This window comes from Pseudomonas sp. Marseille-QA0892 (assembly GCF_054950135.1).
The window spans coordinates 1,797,330-1,813,595 of sequence record NZ_CM143104.1; the positions used below are offsets into that span (position 1 = coordinate 1,797,330).

Here is a 16,266-nt window from a genome sequence, read left to right on the forward strand (position 1 = left end):
CCTTCAGAAACTGTCTGTGGAAGTGAAGAGGCCGACGCGCAGCCCTTCTGCACTATAGATCTCACGTCCGTCCACGGCGACATTGCCGTCGGCGATGCCGAGGACGAGGGAGCGGTTGATCGTGCGTTTGATGTGAATGTTATAGGTAACTTTCTTGGCCGTGGGCAGAACCTGACCGAAGAACTTGACCTCGCCGGAGCCCAGGGCACGGCCGCGGCCAGGGTTGCCCTGCCAGCCAAGGTAGAAACCTACCAGCTGCCACATCGCGTCCAGGCCAAGGCACCCCGGCATGACAGGATCGCCTTCGAAGTGGCAGCCGAAGAACCAAAGGTCCGGATGGATATCGAGCTCGGCCACGATTTCGCCCTTGCCATACTTTCCGCCGACGTCGCTGATATGTGTGATGCGGTCCATCATCAACATGTTGGGGGCGGGCAGTTGCGCATTACCCGGGCCGAATAGCTCGCCGCGACTGCAGCGCAGCAGGTCTTCCCGGGAAAAGGCGTTCTGTTTGGTCATGCGTGCTCCTCAATAACCCCTTGGCAGGGAACCCATATTTACGGTGCTAGCGAAAGGCAAAGCCGGCGCCGTCAGCCTAGTCATAGACTGTCTTATAGTGATTCAGGTCACAGCGGTAACTTTCCCGCCATGAACGTCTGGGCGCTGCACCTCGAAATCACCTGATTTCGGTTTCGGCGCGGGATAATGGACATCTTGGCTCGTATTTCCAAGTGTTGTTTGCCGACCGGCACATCGGTCGAACACATAGGCCCTGGAAAAAAGGCCGCCAGCATAGCCGGAAATGGCTGGTTCCGGGCAGCATCTGAACGATAAAAAGTCAAAATTACGCCGAGAACGGCGCGGCAGGGCATAAGTTCGACACAGGACCCGGGTGGTGGGTCCTGCCGGGGGCCTTATAATAGTCGCACAAGCCTGTCGGCCAATCGGATGACGCATGACATCACAACAACCTATTGCCGTGCTCGGTGGCGGAAGCTTCGGCACTGCACTTGCAAATCTGCTGGCCGAAAACGGCCACCACGTAAAGCTCTGGATGCGTGACGGAGAGCAGGCCGAGGCAATTCGCCTCCACCGCCGCAACCCGCGCTATCTAAAGGATATAGATGTCCACCCCGCCGTTAATCCAACGACGGATCTCTTCGGTACAGTATCCAGCACGGACCTTATCTTCGTTGTGCTCCCGTCAAGCGCCCTGCGCAAGGTCTTGTCACCGGTAGCCGAGCAGCTTGCGGGCAAGTATCTGGTCAGTACGACGAAGGGGATCGAGGCCGAGACCTTTATGCTCATGAGCCAGATTATCGAGCAGATTGCGCCCAAGGCACATATCGGTGTCATTTCCGGGCCGAACCTGGCAAGGGAAATAGCAGAGAAGGCGCTCACTGCGACTGTGGTAGCAAGTGAGGATGAAGCGCTCTGCGACAAAGTACAGGCAGTGCTTCATGGGCGCACGTTTCGAGTCTATGCGAGCACGGACCGTTTGGGCGCCGAGTTGGGCGGAGCGCTGAAGAACGTATATGCCATTATTGCCGGGATGGCGTCGGCCCTGGGCATGGGTGAGAACACCCGCGCGATGCTGATTACACGGGCCCTCGCCGAGATGACGCGTTTCGCTGTGACGATGGGGGCCAATCCATCAACCTTCATTGGGCTGGCCGGCGTCGGCGATCTCATGGTGACCTGTTCTTCGAGCAAAAGCCGTAATTACCAGGTCGGGTACGCGCTGGGTGAAGGGCTCTCGCTGGACGAGGCTGTAAGTCGCCTCGGCGAAGTCGCCGAGGGTGTGAATACGTTGAAGGTCCTTAAAGTGAAGTCGGATGAAACAGGCGTATACATGCCGCTTGTTGCCGGTCTCCACGCAGTCGTATTCGAAGGGCGGACGCTCTCGCAGGTCATCGAGGCATTGATGACCGCTGAGCCGAAGACGGATGTTGATTTTCTGCCATGACCCACGTGGCTCTGATTCTCATGTCGAAGCAGGCCGTTGAGCCTGTTGGAGGAATACCATGAACGCAGGCGAAAAGCTTGCCCGCGAAGGACTCATACTTCGCATCATCTGGATGCTGTTGTTTTTCTTGGTTTGGCAAGCGGCAGAGCTTCTTTTGCTCGGTGTTGCCCTTGCCCAGCTAGTCATCCGTATCATCCGTGGGGCGCCCAATCTGGCGTTGATGAGCTTTGGCGGTAGCCTAGCCAGCTACCTTGCCCAGATTGGCCGATTCGGCACATTCCAGACCGACGACAAGCCTTGGCCCTTTGCGGACTGGCCGCAAACGACTAAAGGATCGGCTCCAGCCGCGGCGGCCTCGGCCGCACCGCAGGATGTCCCGAAGGTGACGCCATGAAGCTATGGCTGCTCCGACACGGGGAGGCAGAAGCCCAGGCCGATCGCGACCAGAACCGTAGACTGACGCAATACGGACAGGATCAGGTCAGGGCCGTGTCGGCGAAGCTGGCGCAGCAGCGACTGGGACGAATACTTGTGAGCCCGTATGTCCGCGCGCAGGAGACTGCGCACATCGTGCAGGATGCCCTGAAACACGACGTCCAGATGACTACCGTGTCCTGGCTGACACCGGATACGCCGGTTGATGAAACGTTCAGCCATCTCGAGGCTCCGGATAGCGGCGACTTGCTACTGATTGCACATCAGCCCCTTCTCGGCACGTTGTGCAGCCTGCTCGTCTATGGATCGACCGACCGTGCCTTTCCATTGAGCACGGCGGCACTGGTAGAGTTGGAGGCTGAACTCGTCCTTGCGGGCAGCATGGCGCTACGCGCTATCCATTAAGCTCGCCACGCTCTATCGCTTGCCGAGAGACAACAATAACGATGCAGGCTCCTGAAGCGCTTACGATCAACCTACCGCATATTGAACTGGCCGCGCTCGCCTATGGGCCCCATAACGGCCCACCCGTGCTTGCGCTACATGGCTGGCTGGACAATGCCGCGACGTTCAGCAAGCTTGCGCTTCGTATGCCAGGGCTCCGCATCATCGCGCTGGATTTCGCTGGGCACGGCCTGTCGGGCCATCGCCCACGGGGCTGCGAATACCACTTGAGCGATTACGTGATTGATACCCTGATGGTCGCTGATGCGCTCGGCTGGGAGCGGTTCTCGTTGCTCGGCCATTCGCTGGGTGCGATTGTATCGACACTCCTCGCCGCGGCAAGCCCGGAGCGGGTCGAACGAGTCGCGTTGATCGATGGCATGCTACCTCTCTTCGACAAGCCGGAGTCCGCTCCGGAGCGCCTGGGCCTGGCATTGCGCCGCCGCATCGCGCCGGGGAAGGGCAAATCGATCTACCCCGACGCCGAGGCGGCGATCGAAGCACGTATGGCTGGGCATCGTGCGGTAAGCCGGGAAGCAGCCGAGTTGCTGGTTAAGCGGGGGTTGATGGACGCGGAGGGTGGCGGTTATGTCTGGCGAAGCGATTCGGCGCTGACACTGCCCACGCCTATCAGAATGACGCTTGAGCAGGGAATCGCTTTCGCCAAGGGCATTCGGTGTCCGGCGGTATTGGTCGCCGCACAGGATGGCATCCGGCAGGATTTTCCGGGTTTGGATGCACTGTTAGAGCGGCTGCCAGTCACGGTAGAGCACGTTGCTGGGGGACATCATCTGCATCTCGACGACGACGCAGGAGCGCAGGCCGTAGCAGACTGTTTCAAAGGACTTTTTGCCATTCCTTGACTTGATATCGCTCAGCCGTGACGCTGAGCCGATTGAGCAAGGAGATACTTATGACCGGTGGTTTCAACACCGCACGGCGAACGGAACGCCGCGATCGGCATTCTGGGGGCACATCTGGCAGGCTTGCATGCGTGGTCGGTTTGTCCTTGTGCATGGCAGTGGCGGCTTCGAATGCGGCCGACAAGGCTGGGGGCAAGGATCTGGATATCCTGCCGCGCTTCCAGCATTCCGAGATCGTCGACTACCGCAACGTGGAAAACGAAGAGAAGCGCTATCCCCTTGGTCCGATCCGGCGCATAGGCGGTCAGCTTCGCTACGAAGGGGAGGTCATTGCTCAGGGGGGGCTAAACAGCATTACCTATCGGGTTCCCTCCGAGTACCGCGCCACTGACAGTTTCGAATATGCCCGAGAGACGTTGCTGTCAAAAGGGGGCCAGCTACTCTACTGGTGCGTCGCGCGCGATTGCGGATCGAGCAGCCTCTGGGCCAATACCGTATTTGGTCGTTCCTCTCTTTATGGACCCGATGATGGCCAGGCCTACGCAATCTTGCGACTGGAGGCGCCTGGTGAGCGTGACAGGCTGGTAGCGCTGTATTCCATTACCCGCGGAAATCGTCAGGCGTACCTTCAGGTCGAACAACTGACCCCCGCTGAGCCGATAGCTGAGCTACTACCGAACCCGGCGACGCTGCTAAGGCAGCTTCGGGAAGACCGTAAGTTGGTCTTGCCCGAAACGGCTGGACCTGATGGTGCTGATTGGTCGGCGCTGGTGACCCGGGCATTGAGGATGGACAGTACATTGCGCGTCGTGCTCAATGGCCCCCAAGCAGCGGCTTGGCGAGAGATGCTCGTTTCGAATGGCATCAGGCAGGGCAGGATCGAAGTCGATGATTCAGACGGCGACGCGCCCGGCCTGGAAGTGCGTGTGATCCGATGAGCCGCATCGCTTGGCATGCCGGCACTTCGATCGCATGCAACAGTCGAACTGCGTATTGATCCCGAACCGAGGTGCTGAATCATGAGGGCGTTGATCGCTTTAGTCTCCATGGCAGTGTTGGCAGGTTGCGCCGGCAAGACCGCATACCGCGACAATTGCGCGGCCGAGCTTGATGCAGGATGGAAAGAGCAGAGCCTGGCCGAAGCCGAAGGGTTTGCCGGTACGGTCAGCTACTCCAAAGCGATCACGTTGCTGAGCGCGGCAAAGACGCAACAGCAGTTCGAAGGTTTTCAGGGGTGCGTGAACAAGGCTAAACGCGCGCGCTTCTATCTCAAGGAGTCCCGGGCGGGCCGATGAGCGCGACGACCGGCCACATGCGCGGTGTGGTCGGTCAGTTTTCATTCCAAACGTTTCCGCTGCTTTGCCGTCAGGCCAAGGTGCATTAGCATCAGCCGCGCCGACAAAAGGAGAGTTGGATGCGGACCAGGCTGAGCGACTGCCTTCAGGCCGTCAATGAAGTACTGCTAGGCAAGGATCAGCAAGTCAGATTAGCTTTGACGTGCATACTGGCCAAAGGGCATTTGCTCATCGAAGACCTGCCCGGGATGGGCAAGACCACGCTGAGCCACGCGCTGGCGAAGGTGATGGGTCTGGGCTTTCAGCGTATCCAGTTCACGTCGGACCTATTGCCTGGCGACATCCTTGGCACATCCATCTTCGACCGAAACACCAGCCAATTCGTCTTTCACCCGGGCCCGATATTCGCAGAGTTGATCCTCGCGGATGAAATCAATCGCGCAACGCCCAAGAGCCAGAGTGCGCTGCTCGAAGCGATGGAAGAGGGCCAGGTGACCATTGAGGGCGCCACGCGCCCCTTGCCTGAACCGTTCTTCGTAATCGCTACACAAAATCCCATTTCGTCGGGTGGTACGTTCGCGCTTCCGGACTCCCAGCTCGATCGTTTCCTCATGAGGCTGTCGCTGGGTTATCCGGCAAAAGCAGCAGAGCGCGCCTTGCTGCTGGGCGAATCGCGGCGAGACCTGATGCCCCGTCTGAATACGGTTCTTGACCGAGACGCGTTGATCTCATTGCAGGCGCGCGTACCCGGCATCCGGGCAAGCGATGCGTTGATCGACTACGTGCTGCGTCTGGTGGATGCAACGCGCACCCAGCCGCAATTCGCCCTCGGGCTTTCCCCCCGAGCAAGTCTCGCGCTGCTGGCCGCTGCACGGGCCTGGGCAATGCTGGAGGGCCGCGATTATGTAATTCCAGAGGATGTTCAGGCCGTGCTTCCCGCGGTAGCTGGGCATCGTCTTCGAGAGCGGTCGGAGCAGGGGATGGCCCAGGGCAATGGCAGCCTGGTTCGCTGGCTGCTGACTGAAGTTCCTGCGCTTTGATGCGGCGCCCTAACCGGCGCCGTGGCTGGGACCGCTGGCTGGCCAAGCGTCTGCAGCCCGCCAATCCAACGAGGCTTACGCAACGCCGCATCTATATCCTGCCGACACTACAGGGGGTTGGTTTCGCTGCCGTGTTGGTAGTGATGCTCTTGGCTGCCATCAACTACCAGAACAGCCTGGCTTATGCCCTTACGTTCCTGCTGGCCGCTGTCGTATTCGTCTCGGTCTTGCATACCTATCGCAATCTCGTAGGCCTCACATTGAGCGCTGCTTCTACTCCAGCGGTCTTCCTCGGCGAAGAGGCCACCTTCGGCGTTCGTCTCGATGGGCTCGGCCGTACGCGGCACGCGGTATCGTTGGGTTGGCAGGCGCTGCCCGAGTCCGCCCAATGGGTGGACGTCGAGTCCGATGTGTTGGCAGCCGTCAATATTCCTCTCGAAGCGCGGCAAAGGGGCCGGCTACATCCGGGGCGACTGCGCGTCGAAAGCCGATTTCCGCTTGGTCTGATACAAGCGTGGAGCTGGGTGGATCTGGATCAATCGGTTCTCGTCTACCCTCGGCCAATGGAAGGTCAACTTCCCTTGGCGCAAAGGGTTGATAGTGAGGTGCAGCCTGGCGAACACACACCTGCCAGCGTATCTGGAGTGGACGATTATCAGGGCTTGCGGGTCTACCAGCCCGGTGACCCGAAGCGTCGTTTGCACTGGAAAGCGTATTCGCGAGGGCAGGGCTTGATGGTGAAGGATTTCACCTCAGCGGCTGGCCAGGAGCTTGCGCTCGACTTCGATGTAATGGATGGCCCCGTCGAGGCGCGGTTGTCGCTGTTATGCCATGCCGTACTGAACCTTTCCGAGCGCGGCCAGGCCTTTTCGCTCAGCCTTCCGGGCATGCACGTGGCGCCGGGGCAGGGAGAGGCCCATCGGGCATCCTGCCTTGAGGCCCTTGCGCTTTACGGAGCGCCCGCATGAGCCGGTATGGTTTGAACGCAACCATACCGCGGACAAGCCTGACCTGGCTGCTGGTCGCCCAGTTCCTTGTGATACTCCCGCACCTGGCCTACCTGCCGCTCTGGGTCTCGTTGCTCTGGGTCGGCTGTGCGATCTGGCGCATCCAGATGTATCGCATGCGTGCCCGCTATCCGAATGGCTGGATCAAGGCATTTCTCATGGGAGGGACGATCGCGGGTGTGTACCTGTCGCGTGGAGGGCTGGTCGGGCTGGATGCCGCAGTGGTGCTGTTGATATCCGCGTTTGTCCTCAAGCTCGTTGAAATGAAATCACGCCGCGATGCACTCGTGGTCATCTACCTCGGCTTCTTTGCAGTCCTCACGCGCTACCTCTTCGATAGCGAAATCGCCACGGCCGCCATCAGCTTGCTTCCCACGATTGCTTTGCTCTCTGCGCTGGTAGGGCTCCAACACAGCGGTTTTTCAGGCCGAATCAAGGGCCCCCTGAAGTTGTCGCTCACATTGTTGGCCCAGGCCGTTCCACTCATGCTTGTGCTGTTTCTGTTTTTTCCTCGCCTGGGGCCGCTCTGGTCTCTGCCACAGCCGAGCAATAAAGGGGTAACCGGACTGTCCGACAGCATGGCGCCGGGTGAGATCGCAGAACTCAGTCAGTCAGGCGAGCTGGCTTTCCGAGCCAACTTCGAGACGCCGCCGCCGCACCGAAGCAAGCTGTATTGGCGGGCGCTGACGCTCGATCAATTCGACGGCAGGCGGTGGTCACGCACTCCGTCGGATATGGCTTCGCCACCACCAGTATGGGAGCGAGAGGGGCTGGCGATACATTACAACGTCATCATGGAGCGAAGCGCGAAACCGTGGCTCTTCGTGCTCGATGTGGCAGCACCCGAGTCATCCGATGGCAGGCTGTTCGAAGATTTTCGAGTGGAGCATCCTCGACCTGTTGACCGCACGTTGCTCTACAGGATGACATCGTGGCCTTCAGGCGTAATGGAGCCAGACCAGGCAAGTAGGGCTGTTGTGCGAAGCACACACTTGCCAACCGAAGGCGAACCCAGGGCCCGATCATGGGCTTCGCAACTACGGGCGCAGTACTCCGACGACAACGCGTTGGTCGACGCGGTATTAAGGCATTTCCGCGAGCAACCCTATGTCTATACGCTGCGGCCGCCTGTACTGGAGCGGAACGCGATCGATGGATTCCTTTTCGACACACGTCGGGGCTTCTGTGAGCATTATGCTGGCGCTACCGCCTTCGTATTACGCGCCGCGGGCATCCCAGCCCGTGTGGTCGTGGGGTATCAGGGAGGGGAGTTCAATCAGGCAGCGGGATACGTGCAGGTCCGCCAGTTCGATGCCCACGCCTGGGTTGAGTTCTGGACCGACGCCTCGGGCTGGAAACGTATCGACCCAACCTTCCAGGTGGCGCCTGAACGTATCGAGCGGGGTCTTGAGGATGCTGTCGCAAACGAGCGTAGTTTCCTGGAAAACACGCCGTTTTCGCCGCTCCACTATCGGCACCTGGGCTGGATGAACACGCTGCGCATGGAATGGGACGCCGTTAATTACGGCTGGCAACGGTGGGTCCTGGGTTATCAGGCAGAGCAGCAAAACCATTTCCTTCAGCGCCTGACCGGTGAGCGGGACACGCTCACACTCATCATCGTCGCTGCAGCTGGGTTGGCGCTCATGTTCGCAGGGCTATGCATAGTGGTTTTGAAACCATGGCGACGCCGATTGCCCGCGGAGCAGCGGGCGTTCGAAAGCTATGAAAGGATGCTTCGTCGTCACGGTGTTGTGCGCCTCGCATCCGAAGGGCCCCGCACCTTCGCGGACCGCGCGGCTCGTGAGCTACCTGCCGCAGCCGCCCCGATACGGTTGTTTGCCCTTGCGTACGAACAACGCCATTACAACGACCCGCAGGCGCAGGGCGAACCGGAGTCACTGATAACCCTTTTGAAGGAAATGCGCCGTGCGCTTGGCGGACGACGCTAAGCGTCCGCCAAGCGCACTGATCATAGCTTGAGCTGCCCGATTGCCTTGTTGAGGTCACCCGCGAGCGTAGCCAGCTCGCCGCTTGTTGCGGCAGATGCCAAAGTCTGTTGGACGGTTTGCTCCGTAACGTCGCGAATACCGGTGACCGAGCGAGTCATTTCCTCAGCCACTTGGCTCTGCTGCTCCGCCGCCACAGCGATCTGCGTATTGCTCTCACGCATCAGAGCAACAGCGCTTGTGATGTTAGCGAGCGCAGTGCCTGCCTCGTTGGCTTGTCTTACGCAGTCGTCAGCGCGCAACGAGCTTTCCTGCATGAATTCGACGGCGTCGCGCGTTCCGGCCTGTAGGGTATCGATCATGCGGGTGATCTCGTCGGTCGACTCCTGGACGCGTTTCGCCAGGCTACGGACCTCATCGGCGACCACCGCGAAACCTCGGCCCATCTCGCCAGCGCGAGCAGCCTCGATTGCGGCATTGAGCGCGAGGAGATTGGTCTGCTCGGCGATGCTGTGAATGACGCTCACCACACTACTGATATTGCGGCTGTCAGCCGCAAGGCGCTCGATCATTTCAGCCGTTTGCTGAACACCCTGGGATAAGTTAGAGATCGATTCGCCCACGCGGTGCACGACGACCTGACCTTCGCCCGCGAGGGCGTCGGCGGACTGAGATTGGTCACGGGTGTCAGCAGCGTGTTGCGCGATGTGGTGAACGGTTGCGGACATTTCATTGATCGCGGTTGCAGCCTGGTCCGTTTCGCTCTGTTGGCCGAGCATTCCCTGACGTACATCTTTCATGCTGGCGGCGAGCTTGGCGGCGCCCTCGTCGAGGCGCGAGGCGGTTTGCGCAACGGTCTGTACGATGCGCTGGTAACCGGCCTGCATGGCGTTGAAGGCCTTAGCCATCTCACCAACCTCGTCGCGACTGTCGAGCGGGACGCGTGCAGAAAGGTCTCCGCTGCGCTCCACCTCGAGCATCACGTCCCGCAACGTATTGAGATGGCTCAAAATGAACCTGATCAGGAGCTGGGAGGCAGCGAGCAGAAGCACCATCAGTATGCAGACAACGAAGGCATAGCTAAGCAGTCGCTCTTCGAGAACCTCGGTGACGCTCGGCGCGTTTGCCACCACGGCCACGCGGCGACCATCCGAAAGCTGTGCAACCGCTGCGCCGACGGGTGGATTACTCCCCCAGACGCGCTCGGAATCGAGTTCTACCCAGCCCTGAGCGCTCCCAGGCAAGACCTTTAGATCAGCAGGCAGCGCGGCGGACTCGGAAAGATCGAACCAGCGCCCATTGCTAGGAAGAGGTGCGCCGCTTGGCCAACTGGTAAGCGATTGTGCTTCTGCGCGTGCAAAGGATTCTGCGGTCTCTGCACGACCATGCTGCTCCTGGAACAGGGCATGAACAACGAGCATCAGTGTCGTAAAAAACGCAACGGCATTGACTGCCCAGAACTTGTACTTCAGTGAGATATCTCGCATCAGGCCTGCCATCAAATGCACTGCTGTTGTTCGAATTGCCTACCGTAGCCAATTGCTATGGCGCGCTTGGAGCGAGAGCCTGGTGTTGGCTCAGTCTGGCCGCTCGTACTGTCATTAGGTTAGCGGCCGTATGAATCTAATCTTTAATACAGATCAAGCGTTTGGAGGTATCGCAAAAAAACGCCGGGCGCACTCGGTCGTATGCGCTGCCAGCGCTACCAGCGATTCGCCCCGATGGTGGGCAATCGTTTCCGCGACATGAGGCAAATAGGCTGGTTCATTCCGACTACGCTTCGGTTTCGGCCGTAATGAGCGAGGCAGAAGATAGGGCGCGTCGCTTTCAATCATCAACCGGCCGGCAGGGATGTCCCTGACCAGTGCATGAAGATGGCTGCCACGGCGTTCATCGCAGATCCAACCCGTGATGCCGATGTGAACATCCAGATCAAGATACGCGTGCAGCGCATCCCTATCGCCTGTGAAGCAATGGACCACAACGCTTGTCAACGCATCGCGGTGCGCTTTGAGAATAGCCTCAACACGGGCAGCGGCGTCCCGCTCATGAACGAACACGGGTAGCCCGTGGCGCGAGGCCAGCGCCAATTGAGCCTCGAATGCGCGTTCCTGCTGAGGACGTGGCGAAAAGTCACGATTGAAGTCGAGGCCGCATTCGCCCACCGCCTTGATGCGCGCGTGTCGCAGGAGCGTATCGAAATGCTGTTCGAGCGCGTGATCCCAGTCGCGAGCATCGTGCGGATGAAGCCCGGCCGTAGAGAAAAGCGTCTGCCCTGATGCATCCGCCTCCTGACAGAACGCCACTGCAGCATCGCTGGTCCTGCGATCCGTTCCGGTCAATATCATCTGCGCGACGCCCGAGGCGCGGGCGCGGTCCACGACCGCTGAACGGTCTTCGTTGAACTGCTCGTTCAGCAGGTTCAGGCCGATGTCGATTAATTCCATGGATTCGCTGTGATGCCGGCTGGCTTAGAAGGATGGTCAGTCTATCGAAAAATCCCACCCGCCGCCGCGGCGGCTGAGCTGCTAGGCCTTGCTCTCGAGACGCCAGGTCTGCAGAGGTTGGTAGCGTGCCGCCGGCGCTGTGACGCGTATTGATTCGTACAGCACGATGTCGCACACGGACCAGGAAATGGCCGGAATACGGGTCGGCTGGCGCATCGACGCATGCCGAGCCAATGTCACATGTGGTGCGTAGGGGCGCTCGTCCAAAGTGAAGCCGAGTGCCTGGAGTCTGCCTGCCAGTGTGGCTTGAAGCTGTATAAGGGCGTCAGGCGGAGAGGAAGGTGCAAGGTGCAGCAACCCGCCGGGCCAACAGCGGCACATGTCGAATTTGATTTGGAAGCGAGACGGGAGGGGCAACTCATCGCACATGCGCTGCAGCGCAGTCAGATGTATATCCGGGACGCAACCCAGGAACGCCAGGGTAACGTGGAAGTCCGCTGCCGGCGTAGCTCGGCCCTGCGTAACGCCCGATTGATGCGCCTCCACGAGCGGTGCGATGTCGGGCGGGCAGGGTAGCCCGAAGAACAGCCGTTTCGGCATGGCGTTGCCTTGACAGTAAGGAGGGCGCTGCCTAGCATGCCACCTCAGCGCCGATTTAGTCAGCTACTTGCGGGGCGCCGGAGTGATCCGAAATACCGCTAAAGCGCTGGTTCGGTGATGCCTCCCACCGCTTTCCAGCGGTTCGAGAGAGGCGGAGATCATCTGAATGTCCAACCCCTTGCCTTCGCTGAGACTGGCCCCCATCACCAGCCTCACCCTTCGAAACCCGCGCATACTGCTGGTTGGTGCGCATCAGCCTACGTTGCTGCGCTATATCGATGGCTGGCCACGTCGATGGTCGCGCCCTCACAATTGTCTTATCCGCTTCGCCCAGTCGGCTGATCAGCTGCATGCGTACGGCAGCGACAGCTTCGACTTTGCGGTCGTGCATGCACCTGAAGCCGGCGACGTCGAGCGGACGGTTGGCGAGCTGGTACGGGTGGCTCGCCAAGGATTGATCACAAGGCGATGAGCTAGCTTGGGTATTGGATGTCGATGATATAGCAGATCCGTTCGCCTGCCGGGGTATGGACCGTTACTTCGGCATCCAGAGCCTTGCCCACCAGTGCTCGCGCCAAAGGCGAGTCGATGCTGATGAGGCCCTGCTTAAGATCCAGTTCATCTGGGCCAACGATTCGATAGCGGGTTTGCTCCCCATCCTCGTCCTCCAATGTCACCCAGGCGCCAAAGTACACCTTGCTTGGATCAGACGGGCGCTCGCTCACTACCTTCAGCTTTTCGAGCCGCTTGGTGAGGAACCTGACGCGACTGTCGATTTCCCGCAGCATTTTCTTGCCATAGGTATATTCGGCGTTTTCCGAACGATCACCCTGGGCAGCAGCCTCGCTCACCGACTGCGTAACCTGCGGACGGCGGACATGCCACAGTTCATGTAGCTCGGCGCGTAAACGCGCCTCGCCTTCGGGCGTGATCAATGGCGTCCCAGCGGGGCGAGGCGGGCGGTAGCGACTCATTGAGATATCTCGATTCGTTGAGCGCCCGCAGTCTAGGGGCGCTCCTGATTGCCAGCAACCACTTCCATCAGCCGCCTCGGAGGACTTGCAAGGGCGATGCTCGAACAGCGCGACGCGTTCCGAACAAACCGGCGGATGTTATCAGGATTGCAGCCACGATCGGCAGAACGGCCAGCCAGGGGTGGGGCGCCCAGGCGAGTTCGAGAACATGTCGATAAAGCAGATAGCTGGCCAGCTCGCACGCCAAAGCGGCCAGTGCGCCACTGGCGGCGCCCAGCACGACGAACTCGCTGCGCCGGGCCCGGCGCAGCAGCACACGTTCGGCGCCCAGGGCACGGAGCAGCCCGTCCTGCCGGATGCGGTCGTCGATCGTGGATTGCAAGGCTGCGAACAGTACAGACATCCCAGCGGCCAATACGAACAGGAGCACGCACTCGATGGCGAGGCTTACCTGTTCAAGGATACCGCGCAACTGCGCCAGTAAAGCAGTGACGGGGAGGATGGAAACCGTAGGATAGTGCCGGGCGAGCTCGATGATGGATCGCTCTTCCTGCTCCGGTACATAAAAGCTCGTAAGATAGGTCACGGGCACATCCGTGAGGCTGCCAGGTCTAAAGATGACGAAGAAGTTAGGCTGAAAGTTGTTCCAATCTACCGATCTCAGGCTCGATACCTCCACCTCGTATTGTGCGCCGCCGATATCGAACGTGAGTACATCACCGACGACTACGCCGAGCCCCTGCGCGAGCCCTTCTTCCAGCGAAACGCCTCTTCCATTGTCCTCCTGCCACCACTCGCCCTGCGTAATCGTGTTGTCCTGCGGAAGCGCCTCAGACCAGGTGAGGTTCAGGTCGCGCCGTGTGGCGCGTTCTCCGCGAGAGTCTTCTTCGAAGAGCCCTTCAACCGGTTCCCCTTTTACCTTGATCAACCGGCCGGCCACCATCGGATAGAGCGGCGCGGCCCTACTGGAAATCGCGTTGATCTCCTTCTCGAAGGCGTCTCGCTCATGCGGCATGATGTTCAGCGCGAAATGATTGGGGGCATCCACCGGCAGCTGTGCTTGCCAGTCATCCAGCAGCTCGCCGCGTAGCAGGCCGATGAGACCCATCGAGAAGAAGATGAAACCGAATGCCAAAATTTGACCGATCGCCATTCCAGGCTGGCGCAACAACTGGCCGAAGCCAAGCCGCCAGTGCAGCGGCGCTTTTGTCAGTAGTTCGCGGATGGTTCTAAGGACAATAAGCAGTAGCGCACCTGTTACAAGCGCTGCGATAGCTCCCCCGGCAAGCAGCCCAAGCGTTAGGCGGACGTCCAGGCTCAGGCGCCACATGATTATGCCAAGCGCCAGGAATGCCGTGCCATAGACCGCGAGTATTCCAGCGGGCGTAGGCAGCGTATCGCGTCGTAGAACGCGTATTGGCGGCACCTTGCTGAGCGTCAGTAGGGGCGGCAATGCAAACCCCGCCAGTGCGGTCAAGCCTGTGGCCATGCCTGCGATCGCGGGGGCTATGCCACCAAAGGGCAGATCCGGCGGAAGTAGGCCTTTTAGCAGACCGAACAGCCCCAACTGAATGACCCACCCCAAAGCTGCGCCCGTAATACTGGCAAGCAGTCCGATCGTCAGTAACTGTACACCGTGGAACAGGGCCAGCTGGCGGCGGGACATGCCCATGCAGCGGAGCAGGGCCCCGCTATCAAGCCTTCGTGCTGCATACCGATTCGCAGAGAGTGCTGCCGCTACCCCTGCGAGTAATACAGCAGCGAGGCTTGCAAGGTTCAGATAACGCTCGGCCCGCTGCAAGGCGTTGCCCAGTTGCCGGTTGCCCTCCCGTACACCTTCGACGCGCTGGTCGGCGCGTAGAGTGCCGTCCACCGATAGCCTGTAAGCATCTAGCTGGTCCGGAGCGCCTCGCCAGAGGTCGCGATAGCGAACGCGACTTCCGGGCTGGACGATGCGAGTGGATTCGAGATCGTCTAAATTGACGACGACGTGCGGGTTAAGACTGTAAAGGTTCCGGCCGCGGTCGGGTTCGTCGGTAAGGATCCTGCTGACCCGAAGGGTTCGGGCTCCGATATCGATCGTTGCGCCAATATCGATAGACAAGGCCGCCAATAATCTGGATTCGGCCCAGGCCTCACCCGGCCCAGGTACTCCACCAACGAGTTCTGCGCCTTCCGAAGAGGCTCGACTCCGAAGCTGACCGCGCAGCGGGTAGGCTTCATTGACGGCCTTCACCGAAGCCAGTTGTATCGCATCGTCCGTCGCAATGACGCTGCCAAATTCAATCGCGGTTGCGTGATCCAACCCTCGAGCCCTGCCGGCTTCGACTTGCTCGGCTGTCGCCGGCGCGCTTCCTTCCAGAACCAGGTCAGCGCCGAGAAACTCGGTGGCACGAAGCGCCATCGCGCCATTCAGGCGTGCACCGAAGTAGCCGATGGCACAGCTGACAGCAACGGCGATCACTATCGCCATGAAGAGCACCCGTACCTCACCCGCGCGCGCTTCGCGGAATGCATGAGTGAGCGAAAGCCGCATCAGGCCGAGCAGGCGTAGCCGATTCATCGCGTCATCTCGGTTGCGACCATTCGGCCCATTTCCAGCTCGATGGATTCGGAACAGCGCTCGGCCAGGCGCAGATCGTGCGTGACGAGAACGAGCGTAGTCCCTCGTTCGGCATTCAGATCGAATATCAGGTCACTGACCGTTTGCCCTGTGCGCGTATCGAGATTGCCCGTAGGTTCGTCGGCAAACAGGATGTCGGGCTCGGCGGCAAACGCGCGTGCGATGGCCACGCGTTGCTGTTCACCGCCTGAAAGCAATCGAGGGGGATGACGAAGCCGGTGGCCGAGCCCGACGCGCTCAAGCAAGGCAACGGCCTTCTCGCGGGCGGACACATCACCGTGAAGCTCCAGCGGCAACATCACGTTTTCGAGCGCAGAGAGGTGGTCCAGCAGCTGGAACGACTGGAAGACGAAGCCTACGTGTTCTGCGCGCAAACGGGCACGGCCGTCTTCGTCGAGCTTTGAAAGGGCATGTCCTGCCAGATACACGTCCCCGGACGAGGCAGTGTCAAGCCCGGCAAGTAGCCCAAGTAACGTGGATTTGCCGGAGCCGGAACTACCGACGATGGCCAGTGTGGCGCCCCTCGCGAGAGAAAATGAAACGTGGTCAAGGATTGTGAGGTCACCTTCCGCGCTCGGAACCACTTTGCTAAGGTCATGGGCAGACAAGATGGTTGAATTCAT

The 16,266-nt window shown here is 60.1% G+C and carries 17 protein-coding genes; 10 read left to right on the top strand and 7 right to left on the bottom strand.

Features of this window, described 5'->3' with window-relative positions; translation table 11 throughout:
- Positions 1 to 3 precede the first annotated feature (3 nt).
- Positions 4 to 519, bottom strand: coding sequence for a 3-hydroxyacyl-[acyl-carrier-protein] dehydratase FabA (fabA, locus tag ACY8D3_RS08295; protein WP_462383261.1), 516 nt, complete (start codon positions 517 to 519; stop codon positions 4 to 6).
- A gap of 436 nt (positions 520 to 955) precedes the next feature.
- Here fabA and ACY8D3_RS08300 point away from each other — a divergent pair, with 436 nt between their 5' ends.
- The 9 genes from ACY8D3_RS08300 (at position 956) to ACY8D3_RS08340 (ending at position 9,002) form a co-directional block, all read left to right on the top strand.
- The gene (locus ACY8D3_RS08300) at positions 956 to 1,966 is read left to right on the top strand and encodes an NAD(P)H-dependent glycerol-3-phosphate dehydrogenase (RefSeq protein WP_462383263.1); all 1,011 of its coding nucleotides are present in this window, start codon (positions 956 to 958) and stop codon (positions 1,964 to 1,966) included.
- Between the two features lie 58 nt (positions 1,967 to 2,024).
- Complete coding sequence (locus tag ACY8D3_RS08305) at positions 2,025 to 2,360, top strand: DUF4389 domain-containing protein (RefSeq protein ID WP_462383265.1); 336 nt, start codon at positions 2,025 to 2,027, stop codon at positions 2,358 to 2,360.
- Positions 2,357 to 2,806 carry a phosphohistidine phosphatase SixA gene (sixA, locus tag ACY8D3_RS08310; protein ID WP_462383266.1) on the top strand — a complete coding sequence of 150 codons (450 nt, stop codon included), beginning with the start codon at positions 2,357 to 2,359 and terminating at the stop codon, positions 2,804 to 2,806. The genes ACY8D3_RS08305 and sixA overlap by 4 nt, the downstream gene beginning before the upstream one ends.
- A 41-nt stretch (positions 2,807 to 2,847) precedes the next feature.
- The gene (locus ACY8D3_RS08315; RefSeq protein ID WP_462383268.1) at positions 2,848 to 3,708 is read left to right on the top strand and encodes an alpha/beta fold hydrolase; all 861 of its coding nucleotides are present in this window, start codon (positions 2,848 to 2,850) and stop codon (positions 3,706 to 3,708) included.
- 152 nt (positions 3,709 to 3,860) lie between these two features.
- Positions 3,861 to 4,646 carry a DUF4892 domain-containing protein gene (locus ACY8D3_RS08320; RefSeq protein WP_462384299.1) on the top strand — a complete coding sequence of 262 codons (786 nt, stop codon included), beginning with the start codon at positions 3,861 to 3,863 and terminating at the stop codon, positions 4,644 to 4,646.
- Positions 4,647 to 4,727: 81 nt separating this feature from the next.
- Positions 4,728 to 5,003, top strand: coding sequence for a hypothetical protein (locus ACY8D3_RS08325; protein WP_462383270.1), 276 nt, complete (start codon positions 4,728 to 4,730; stop codon positions 5,001 to 5,003).
- 119 nt (positions 5,004 to 5,122) lie between these two features.
- Positions 5,123 to 6,043 (top strand): AAA family ATPase, encoded by a 921-nt coding sequence (locus ACY8D3_RS08330; RefSeq protein ID WP_462383272.1) that lies wholly within the window; start codon positions 5,123 to 5,125, stop codon positions 6,041 to 6,043.
- Positions 6,043 to 7,011, top strand: coding sequence for a DUF58 domain-containing protein (locus tag ACY8D3_RS08335; protein ID WP_462383274.1), 969 nt, complete (start codon positions 6,043 to 6,045; stop codon positions 7,009 to 7,011). The genes ACY8D3_RS08330 and ACY8D3_RS08335 overlap by 1 nt, the downstream gene beginning before the upstream one ends.
- Entirely contained in the window at positions 7,008 to 9,002 is a 1,995-nt protein-coding gene (locus tag ACY8D3_RS08340; protein WP_462383276.1) for a transglutaminase TgpA family protein, read from the top strand. The genes ACY8D3_RS08335 and ACY8D3_RS08340 overlap by 4 nt, the downstream gene beginning before the upstream one ends.
- A 20-nt stretch (positions 9,003 to 9,022) precedes the next feature.
- Here ACY8D3_RS08340 and ACY8D3_RS08345 read toward each other — a convergent pair whose 3' ends face one another.
- From ACY8D3_RS08345 to thpR, 3 genes are all read right to left on the bottom strand, one after another.
- The gene (locus ACY8D3_RS08345) at positions 9,023 to 10,498 is read right to left on the bottom strand and encodes a methyl-accepting chemotaxis protein (protein ID WP_462383278.1); all 1,476 of its coding nucleotides are present in this window, start codon (positions 10,496 to 10,498) and stop codon (positions 9,023 to 9,025) included.
- Between the two features lie 141 nt (positions 10,499 to 10,639).
- Complete coding sequence (locus ACY8D3_RS08350; protein ID WP_462383280.1) at positions 10,640 to 11,446, bottom strand: TatD family hydrolase; 807 nt, start codon at positions 11,444 to 11,446, stop codon at positions 10,640 to 10,642.
- A gap of 81 nt (positions 11,447 to 11,527) precedes the next feature.
- Entirely contained in the window at positions 11,528 to 12,046 is a 519-nt protein-coding gene (gene thpR, locus ACY8D3_RS08355; protein WP_462383282.1) for an RNA 2',3'-cyclic phosphodiesterase, read from the bottom strand.
- Positions 12,047 to 12,212: 166 nt separating this feature from the next.
- On the opposite strand from thpR, the gene ACY8D3_RS08360 reads away from it, so the two are divergent.
- Positions 12,213 to 12,518: a class I SAM-dependent methyltransferase gene (locus ACY8D3_RS08360; RefSeq protein ID WP_462383284.1), complete on the top strand. Its 306-nt coding sequence runs from the start codon at positions 12,213 to 12,215 to the stop codon at positions 12,516 to 12,518.
- A gap of 1 nt (position 12,519) precedes the next feature.
- Here ACY8D3_RS08360 and greB read toward each other — a convergent pair whose 3' ends face one another.
- The 3 genes from greB to ACY8D3_RS08375 form a co-directional block, all read right to left on the bottom strand.
- Positions 12,520 to 13,020, bottom strand: coding sequence for a transcription elongation factor GreB (greB, locus tag ACY8D3_RS08365; RefSeq protein WP_462383286.1), 501 nt, complete (start codon positions 13,018 to 13,020; stop codon positions 12,520 to 12,522).
- A 67-nt stretch (positions 13,021 to 13,087) separates the two neighbouring features.
- Complete coding sequence (locus tag ACY8D3_RS08370) at positions 13,088 to 15,583, bottom strand: ABC transporter permease (RefSeq protein ID WP_462383288.1); 2,496 nt, start codon at positions 15,581 to 15,583, stop codon at positions 13,088 to 13,090.
- A complete protein-coding gene (locus ACY8D3_RS08375) occupies positions 15,580 to 16,266 on the bottom strand; it encodes an ABC transporter ATP-binding protein (protein WP_462383290.1) in 687 nt (228 codons plus the stop codon). Before ACY8D3_RS08375 ends, ACY8D3_RS08370 begins: the two co-directional genes overlap by 4 nt.

Coding starts and splice junctions, on each gene's coding strand:
- ACY8D3_RS08370 (WP_462383288.1), bottom strand. CDS start 15,583: ATGAATCGGCTACGCCTGCTCGGCCTGATGCGGCTTTCGCTCACTCAT.
- ACY8D3_RS08345 (WP_462383278.1), bottom strand. CDS start 10,498: ATGGCAGGCCTGATGCGAGATATCTCACTGAAGTACAAGTTCTGGGCA.
- ACY8D3_RS08330 (WP_462383272.1), top strand. CDS start 5,123: ATGCGGACCAGGCTGAGCGACTGCCTTCAGGCCGTCAATGAAGTACTG.
- fabA (WP_462383261.1), bottom strand. CDS start 519: ATGACCAAACAGAACGCCTTTTCCCGGGAAGACCTGCTGCGCTGCAGT.
- ACY8D3_RS08315 (WP_462383268.1), top strand. CDS start 2,848: ATGCAGGCTCCTGAAGCGCTTACGATCAACCTACCGCATATTGAACTG.
- ACY8D3_RS08325 (WP_462383270.1), top strand. CDS start 4,728: ATGAGGGCGTTGATCGCTTTAGTCTCCATGGCAGTGTTGGCAGGTTGC.
- greB (WP_462383286.1), bottom strand. CDS start 13,020: ATGAGTCGCTACCGCCCGCCTCGCCCCGCTGGGACGCCATTGATCACG.
- ACY8D3_RS08360 (WP_462383284.1), top strand. CDS start 12,213: ATGTCCAACCCCTTGCCTTCGCTGAGACTGGCCCCCATCACCAGCCTC.
- ACY8D3_RS08300 (WP_462383263.1), top strand. CDS start 956: ATGACATCACAACAACCTATTGCCGTGCTCGGTGGCGGAAGCTTCGGC.
- ACY8D3_RS08335 (WP_462383274.1), top strand. CDS start 6,043: ATGCGGCGCCCTAACCGGCGCCGTGGCTGGGACCGCTGGCTGGCCAAG.
- ACY8D3_RS08320 (WP_462384299.1), top strand. CDS start 3,861: ATGGCAGTGGCGGCTTCGAATGCGGCCGACAAGGCTGGGGGCAAGGAT.
- sixA (WP_462383266.1), top strand. CDS start 2,357: ATGAAGCTATGGCTGCTCCGACACGGGGAGGCAGAAGCCCAGGCCGAT.
- thpR (WP_462383282.1), bottom strand. CDS start 12,046: ATGCCGAAACGGCTGTTCTTCGGGCTACCCTGCCCGCCCGACATCGCA.
- ACY8D3_RS08305 (WP_462383265.1), top strand. CDS start 2,025: ATGAACGCAGGCGAAAAGCTTGCCCGCGAAGGACTCATACTTCGCATC.
- ACY8D3_RS08340 (WP_462383276.1), top strand. CDS start 7,008: ATGAGCCGGTATGGTTTGAACGCAACCATACCGCGGACAAGCCTGACC.
- ACY8D3_RS08350 (WP_462383280.1), bottom strand. CDS start 11,446: ATGGAATTAATCGACATCGGCCTGAACCTGCTGAACGAGCAGTTCAAC.
- ACY8D3_RS08375 (WP_462383290.1), bottom strand. CDS start 16,266: ATGAATTCAACCATCTTGTCTGCCCATGACCTTAGCAAAGTGGTTCCG.